We start from the raw sequence: 6689 nt of genomic DNA on the forward strand, positions 1-6689 counted from the left end.
CCTTTCATTCAGCTAGTGGGGGGGGCAGATCATCCAGAATCGGCCCCGGTGGTTGCTCAAGGTCGTCGCAATGCTCGGCCAGGTAGCTCAGACTGTCGCGCAGTGCCTGGAGCAAGACAATGCGTGCGTTCAGCGCGTCGATGTAGTGGTGGGCTATGACTTGAACTTCGCTGCTAGGGCGTTGGCGATCCCGCCATAACGCCAGCAAGGCGCGCACCTGCGTCAATGAGAAGCCCAGTTCTCGGGCGTGGTGGATAAAGCGCAAAACCTGTACATCCCTTTCCAGGTAGTCGCGATAGCCAGACCGGGTGCGCCGAGAAGCTGGGACCAGCTCGATGCGTTCGTAATAGCGGATCATTTTGGCGGTCAAGCCGCTGACGTTCGCCGCTGCGCCAATGTTCATGGATGCCTCCTTCTTGCTGAGCCAGCGCCTCCGTCCAGCTCTACCGGTGCCGGCCGCCATCGCTTGAGCAGCAGCGCGTAAGTGACCACCGAGACGCTGGACAATGCCATCGCCGCACCGGCCACCACCGGGCTCAACAGGCCGAAGGCGGCCAGTGGAATGCCGACCAGGTTGTAGACGAAGGCCCAAAACAGGCTCTTCAGAATCCGTCCGTAGGTATGGCGGGAGAGAGCCAAGGCATCCGCCACCAGCGCCGGATCACCGCGCATCAGGGTGATGCCGGCGGTGTGCATGGCTACATCGGTACCGGTCGACATGGCAATGCCAACATCCGCCGCCGCCAGCGCCGGAGCGTCGTTGATGCCGTCGCCGACCATGGCTACCACTGCGCCACCGGTCTTCAGCGCCTGCACCTCCGCGGCCTTGTCGCCGGGCAACACCTCGGCGCGCACCTCGTCGAGGCCGAGCATAGCCGCCACGCTCTCAGCCGCACCGCGGTTGTCGCCGCTGATCATCACGGTCCGTATGCCCAGTCCGCGCAGCCGCGCCACGGCCTGGCGGGCACTCGGCTTCAGCACATCACCGAAGGCGATCAGGCCCAACAGCAGTGGCTGTCCAGTCACGTCGGCGAGCCAGGACACGCTGTTGCCGGCCCGGGCCAGCGTTGCTGCGGACGCCGCCAGCGGTGACAGGTCAACGCCGAGCTCCTGCATCAGTCGTGTGCTGCCCAGGCGCAGCTCTCGCCCTGCGACCAAGGCCGCCAGACCGCGCCCCGGCAACGCCGTGACCTTGGATGCGGGCAATAAATCCGTGCCGTCCTGCTTGGCCTTGTCCAGCAGCGCCTGCGCCAGCGGGTGTTCGCTGCCGGCCTGCGCCGAGGCGGCCTGCAGCAGCAGGCGCGCGCTATCGCCATTCGCCACTTCCAGCGCGGTCACCCTTGGCTTGCCCTGGGTCAGCGTGCCGGTCTTGTCGAAAGCCACCACGCTGACCCGGTGGGCGATCTCCAAGGCTTCCGCGTCCTTGATTAGGATGCCGTGGCGCGCACCGACGCCGGTGCCGACCATGATCACCGTCGGCGTGGCCAGGCCCAGCGCGCAAGGGCAAGCGATGACCAGCACCGCCACCGCGTTGATCAGTGGGCCGGCCACCTCGCCGGTGAGCCACCAGCCGATCAGCAGGGTCATGGCAGCGATCACCAACACCACGGGGACGAAGACGGCGCTAATCCGATCCACCAGGCGCTGGATCGGCGCCTTGGCCGCTTGAGCGTTTTCGACCATGCGGATGATTCGGGCCAGCGTACTTTCCGCGCCGACCGCTGTGGTCTCGACCAGCAACAGTCCTTCGCCGTTGATTGCGCCGCCGGTCACCACATCGCCTTCAGTTTTCGCCACCGGCAGGCTCTCACCGGTCAGCAGCGACTCGTCGAGATGGCTGCGCCCGTCGCGTACCAGACCATCGGCGGGAACTCGCTCGCCCGGCCGTACCACCAGCAAATCACCGACGGCCAAGGTACTCACCGATACCTGATAGTCCACACCCTCACGGCGCACCCGGGCGGTGTCCGGCCGTAGTGCCTGCAGTGCTCGAATGGCGTCTCCAGTGTGGCGCTTGGCACGCGCTTCCAGCCACTTGCCGAGCAGGACCAGGGTGATCACCACCGCGGAAGCCTCGAAATAGAGGTGCGGGACGCCGGGGCCGGCATGCGTCGCCATCAGATAGACCGACAGCCCGTAGCCGGCACTGGTACCGAGCGCCACCAGCAGGTCCATATTGCCGCTGCCGGCGCGCAATGCTCGCCAACCGGCCCGATAGAAACGTGCCCCCAGCCAGAACTGCACCGGCGTGGCCAACAGCAGTTGTATCCAGCCCGGCAGGCTCCAGCGCGCGCCCAGCAACACGGCGATCATCTGCACCACCAGCGGCAGGGACAGCACGGCGGCCAGTGCCACCGGCCACCAGTCGCGAGACGGCGGCGCGGCGGCGGCCTCTTTGGCTGCCGGCACACCGGCCTCGTACCCGGCGGCCGCAACCGCCTGGATCAGCGCCGCCGGCGCTACCGCACCGGACACCACCCGGACCCGGGCCGCCTCGCTGGCCAGATTCACCGTGGCCGCCAGCACGCCCGGCACCTTCAGCAGGGCCTTCTCGACCCGGCCGACGCAGGAAGCGCAGGTCATACCGCCGATGACCAGGTCCAGTTGCTCTTCCTTCACGCGGTAACCCGCGCCTTCGACCGCCTCTAGCAGGGGAGCCAAATCGGCATCGGCTTCTACCATAACCGCTTCGCTGGCCAGATTGACCCTGGCGGCGGAAACCCTGGGTACTTGAGTCAATGCCTTCTCGATCCGTGCCACGCAGGAGGCACAGGTCATGCCTTCTACGCCAAACGTCCATTGCCGAACAAGGCCGGCGTGCGCAGCAGCAGTGGTTTCGGGGAATGCGCGGGTCATTGCCAACCTCCACGATTATCTCGTTATTGAGAGGTTGGACCTTACCGTTGGGGCAAGGTCAAGCAGTAAGGTGGCGACCATCCGAGAGTTTGGGATGATCACAAATCTGGGAGCACTACGCGGAGCTCCACGAGCAGAAGCGCTAATTCTGTGAGATCAGCTGCGCTCAAGAAGGCAAAGGCCATTGAATAACGGAGGCTGTGATGGAATGAATACCCAACTAAGCCCTTAATCTATCGTGAGGGGCGTTCCGACCGACTGACCTTCAGCTTACGGGGGCCGTAGAGCTAAGGTGGATCGGCGGTCTACCGGGGCTGCCAGGCCACCTACAATACATGATCAGGTGCAAGACCGAGCAAGGGGACGATCCCTGCTTGGGCTGATTGCACCCACTCAGAGAGGGCCTCAAGATCCTGTTGTAGCGACTCGGCTTCCGACCAGATGCAGGCATTCTCAGTCGGCACTGTCAGTGCCGAGCCCTCTACGAGAGTAAGAGCCATTGCGTGAAGCTTCAGCAACTCATCACGGACGGCCACAATTTCACCCAGATTGGCCAGACAGGCATCCAGTCGGTCAACCAATCGCAGAAGTTGGGAGGTGTCGAAGTCCTCTCGCAGCTTTTCCAGGGCCACAGCATCCACTTCGCCGTAGGGGGTAATGTGAAAAGACGCCGGTGGAATCTCGATCATGTTGCCTCCTCGGCATCGGCCCTGCTGGCCGTGTTGACTCGCAGCGAGCCGGCGGCTTGTTGAAACACCGAATCCTTGATCCAGGGTTCTGGTGGCCGGTTGAGCTTGAGGTTGAATTCGCCGAAGCGTTTGACGTTGCTGGTCAGGTAGGGACTGAGGAAAGACACGTCTTCATCGGTGAACTGCCAGCCCTCGCGGGCCAGCTTCTGCAGGATGCGCATCATATCCACAGTGTTCTGCAAGATCACCGACGAGGCCACCATGTCGTTGTAGCGCAGCCGCTTCTGCTGCTCGTCCGGATCGTTCTCAGCAATCACATCGCCGCCGAAGGACAACCACTTGGAGAATCCGTTGTAAGACTCGATCTTGTTGGTGTTCGCGGTGACCTCCTGGCGCAACTCGCGACTGCCGATCCAGTTGAGCAGGAAGATTGTACGGATCACGCTGCCCAGTGCCTGTGCCGCATGGTAGAGCTTGTTGCGCCGGCTGTAGGAGCCGAGTTTGCGCAGCAGCATAGGTGAGGATATTTTGCCGGCCTGGATCGATAGCGCGACCTGCATCAGATCCTGCCAATGGGTTTCGATCAGGTTCCAGTCGGCAGTGTCAGTGAACAGGCGGTTGATATGCTTGTACGAAGCACCGCGATCCGGCCGGCACATCACTAGGTCGCGCCAGTTGCGAATACGTGGCATCAGGTTGATGCCCAACAGATGGGTGAAGGCAAACACCGTGGCCGACTGCCCTTGGGTATCGGAGTACACCGTGTCAGCCTCGACGCTAAGATCAGCCTTGAGCAGCCCCTCAATCACGTAGATCGCCTCCCAGATGCCCGGCGGGATGAAGTGCTGGAACACTGCGATGTAGTTGTTGGCCACGTGCCGATAGGCCACGGCTCCCATCTTGCGGTAGCGGAAGTGATAGCCGGCCAGCAGGTTGTCGTCATAGAAGTCAAACTGCGTACCGTCCGCGGCCACCGCTTTGCCGTCGCCCCAGAGCTTGGGCAGGTCGAGCTGCAGGTAGAGTTCCACCAGCTCGCGGTTAGCTTTGTCCAACTTCTCCAGCGAGAGGTGACGGCGATTGGTATAGGAGAGCATGTGCGGCGTGACATTACCGGCCAGATGCCGCGCGGCCTGGTTAGGGCCTAGGTTGCAGCCCATGGCGAAGATCGTCATCAGGTAGCGCTCGGCAGGCTCTTTGAGCTTCGGCTCGTTACCGGACATCGGCCCGAAATGCCGTGTGAACTGAATCCAATGCTCGATGTTAGCCATGATGTCGAGCACATGCCTGGCCGGCATGCGCTGCATGAGCGCTGTCTGCAGCGAGATAGCCGAAGGCGGGATGTCCCGCGCGATTACTCGGCGCAGCACCGGCTCGCCGGCTTCATTGATCGATACGTCACCTCGGCAGGAGGGGAATTTTTCATCCAGCTGCTGCGCGGTTTCCTCCAACTGGGTTTTGAGGGAGGCAACAAACTCCTTCGCCGTACCAGGAAGCCCCACCTTTTCGCAGTAAGCTGGTAGTTGCTGGAGACATTCTTCCCAGGGCAGCAACTGTTTGCGGTAGTCAGCGAAAGATTCCGACCCCAGCACGCACATGTCGCCGGAGCGCAGCTCGCTGGCCAGGTAGGAGAATACGCAGACTTCCAGATAGCGCCGGTTGGTCGGTGGTCCCTCACTGGTAGGACGACGAACGACCTTGATCCAGCGCTCCGAGGCAAACGACAAGTCGACGTGCTCGCCGATCCATTCGCGGTGTAGATTTTCGCAGTCCTGGATGAGCAGAAGCGCCTGGATCAGTGATCGATCCTGAGTCGTGGGTTCCAGTTGGAGAAGGTGGCTGAGACGGAACAGCAGCGAACGATGGGACTTGAAGTGCTTCCAGATCAGCGGCAGGTAGTTATTGCCGCCGGTAGCTTGGACTTCGGCGCAAGTCTCACGCAACCGATCCAGATTGCCATCGGGGGAGAGGTATTCCCGAATCAGGCTGCCAGCTTCCTGGTCATCCGGTTCTTGAACCAGAATCTGCACCACGCCGTCCAGGGTAGCCGCCAGTTGCTCCAGCTTCTGGCGTTGCCGCGCATGGATTTGCTCCAACTCTTCCTTGGCGCGTTTGTGGATCGTCGATATTCGTCGGATGAACATCTCGGCCAGGTGATCCCGAGTTCGCACTCGCATTCGATAGATCAGGGCCAGCATCAGTGTGTAGCGTTTCGGCAGCGAACAGTCCTTCAGCTCGGAGACGTCCGACGCAGCAGCTTGGGCAGCAAAGTGGCGGATCTTGGCATCGACGATCCCGTCAAAAATGGCTTCCAGGTCCCCAAAGCTCTCTAGCCAGGCCAAGTGATCGATCAGCACTTCCAGGTGCTTGCGAGATGGCTTCTTGGGCGCCTGTTTCAGTGCATTGAAGTCGCTTTGGCGTCGACCGAAGTCAGTGTCGAGCAGCTCCTTTAGCTTATGGATCACCTCGATTGGCGTTCTGGTTACCACAAGGTTGAATATTGCCTCTTGGGATTCGGTATGAATCCGCTCAGCGAGATCATTCAGGGTCGAATACGCAGGTAGCTCATAATCCTGGCGGATCAGTTCTTCAATCACCGAGTTAATGATGTCGGCACGCTGATCAAGCACGAACGACATTTCTTTGGCGTGGCGCTCAGCAACCTCGATAGCATCTGAGCCATAAAATGCAGTCACGCCGAGACGAGCTCGGATGGCGTTCATATGGCGATATTGCTGAAACCACTTGTACTCAGCGAATTTCACCTTGCTACGCTGGCCCAACTCTCCACGAATGAACGCCACCAGTTGATCAGGCACGTCGGTGATATCAGGGAAATATCGAAGTACCTGAAAGGTCTTGAGGAGAACGGCGAGATTGAGGTGAAAGGGGGCCTTGGACTTGCTTCGTACCCACTTAATCTCATCATCGGAAAAGGAGAAATCACGCTGCAGCTCAGCTTTTGAATACGTCTTTGACAGAGTGGGGTACGCCGTGCGCTCTAATGAAGCCATAGAACCTCCTTTTCTGAGGAGTCAGAAAAGATAGTCCACGATCAGAGACTGTGCGCGCGATTTGAAAAACCATTCAGGATCAACCGCTTAAAAGCGAAGTGAGTGAATTTTCCCTTTATCTCGGCATGACCCG

4 protein-coding genes are annotated in these 6689 nt (G+C 60.7%); all 4 read right to left on the minus strand.

What is annotated here, in order from left to right; translation table 11 throughout:
- Positions 1-4: 4 nt before the first annotated feature.
- The 4 genes from DBO86_RS02580 to DBO86_RS02595 all read right to left on the minus strand — a co-directional run bounded on the left by DBO86_RS02580 (position 5) and on the right by DBO86_RS02595 (position 6556).
- Positions 5-403, minus strand: a complete 399-nt coding sequence (locus DBO86_RS02580) for a MerR family DNA-binding protein (protein WP_003131920.1) — start codon at positions 401-403, stop codon at positions 5-7.
- Complete coding sequence (locus DBO86_RS02585; protein ID WP_095462805.1) at positions 400-2856, minus strand: heavy metal translocating P-type ATPase; 2457 nt, start codon at positions 2854-2856, stop codon at positions 400-402. Before DBO86_RS02585 ends, DBO86_RS02580 begins: the two co-directional genes overlap by 4 nt.
- Positions 2857-3182: 326 nt before the next feature.
- Positions 3183-3545 carry a Tn3 family transposase post-transcriptional regulator TnpC gene (gene tnpC / locus DBO86_RS02590; RefSeq protein WP_023911045.1) on the minus strand — a complete coding sequence of 121 codons (363 nt, stop codon included), beginning with the start codon at positions 3543-3545 and terminating at the stop codon, positions 3183-3185.
- Positions 3542-6556, minus strand: a complete 3015-nt coding sequence (locus tag DBO86_RS02595) for a Tn3 family transposase (protein WP_042933573.1) — start codon at positions 6554-6556, stop codon at positions 3542-3544. The genes tnpC and DBO86_RS02595 overlap by 4 nt, the downstream gene beginning before the upstream one ends.
- Positions 6557-6689 lie beyond the last annotated feature (133 nt).

The organism is Ectopseudomonas oleovorans, from assembly GCF_003052605.1.
GTDB classification, from domain to species: domain Bacteria; phylum Pseudomonadota; class Gammaproteobacteria; order Pseudomonadales; family Pseudomonadaceae; genus Aquipseudomonas; species Aquipseudomonas oleovorans_A.

Coding starts and splice junctions, on each gene's coding strand:
- DBO86_RS02580 (WP_003131920.1), bottom strand. CDS start 403: ATGAACATTGGCGCAGCGGCGAACGTCAGCGGCTTGACCGCCAAAATG.
- DBO86_RS02585 (WP_095462805.1), bottom strand. CDS start 2,856: ATGACCCGCGCATTCCCCGAAACCACTGCTGCTGCGCACGCCGGCCTT.
- tnpC (WP_023911045.1), bottom strand. CDS start 3,545: ATGATCGAGATTCCACCGGCGTCTTTTCACATTACCCCCTACGGCGAA.
- DBO86_RS02595 (WP_042933573.1), bottom strand. CDS start 6,556: ATGGCTTCATTAGAGCGCACGGCGTACCCCACTCTGTCAAAGACGTAT.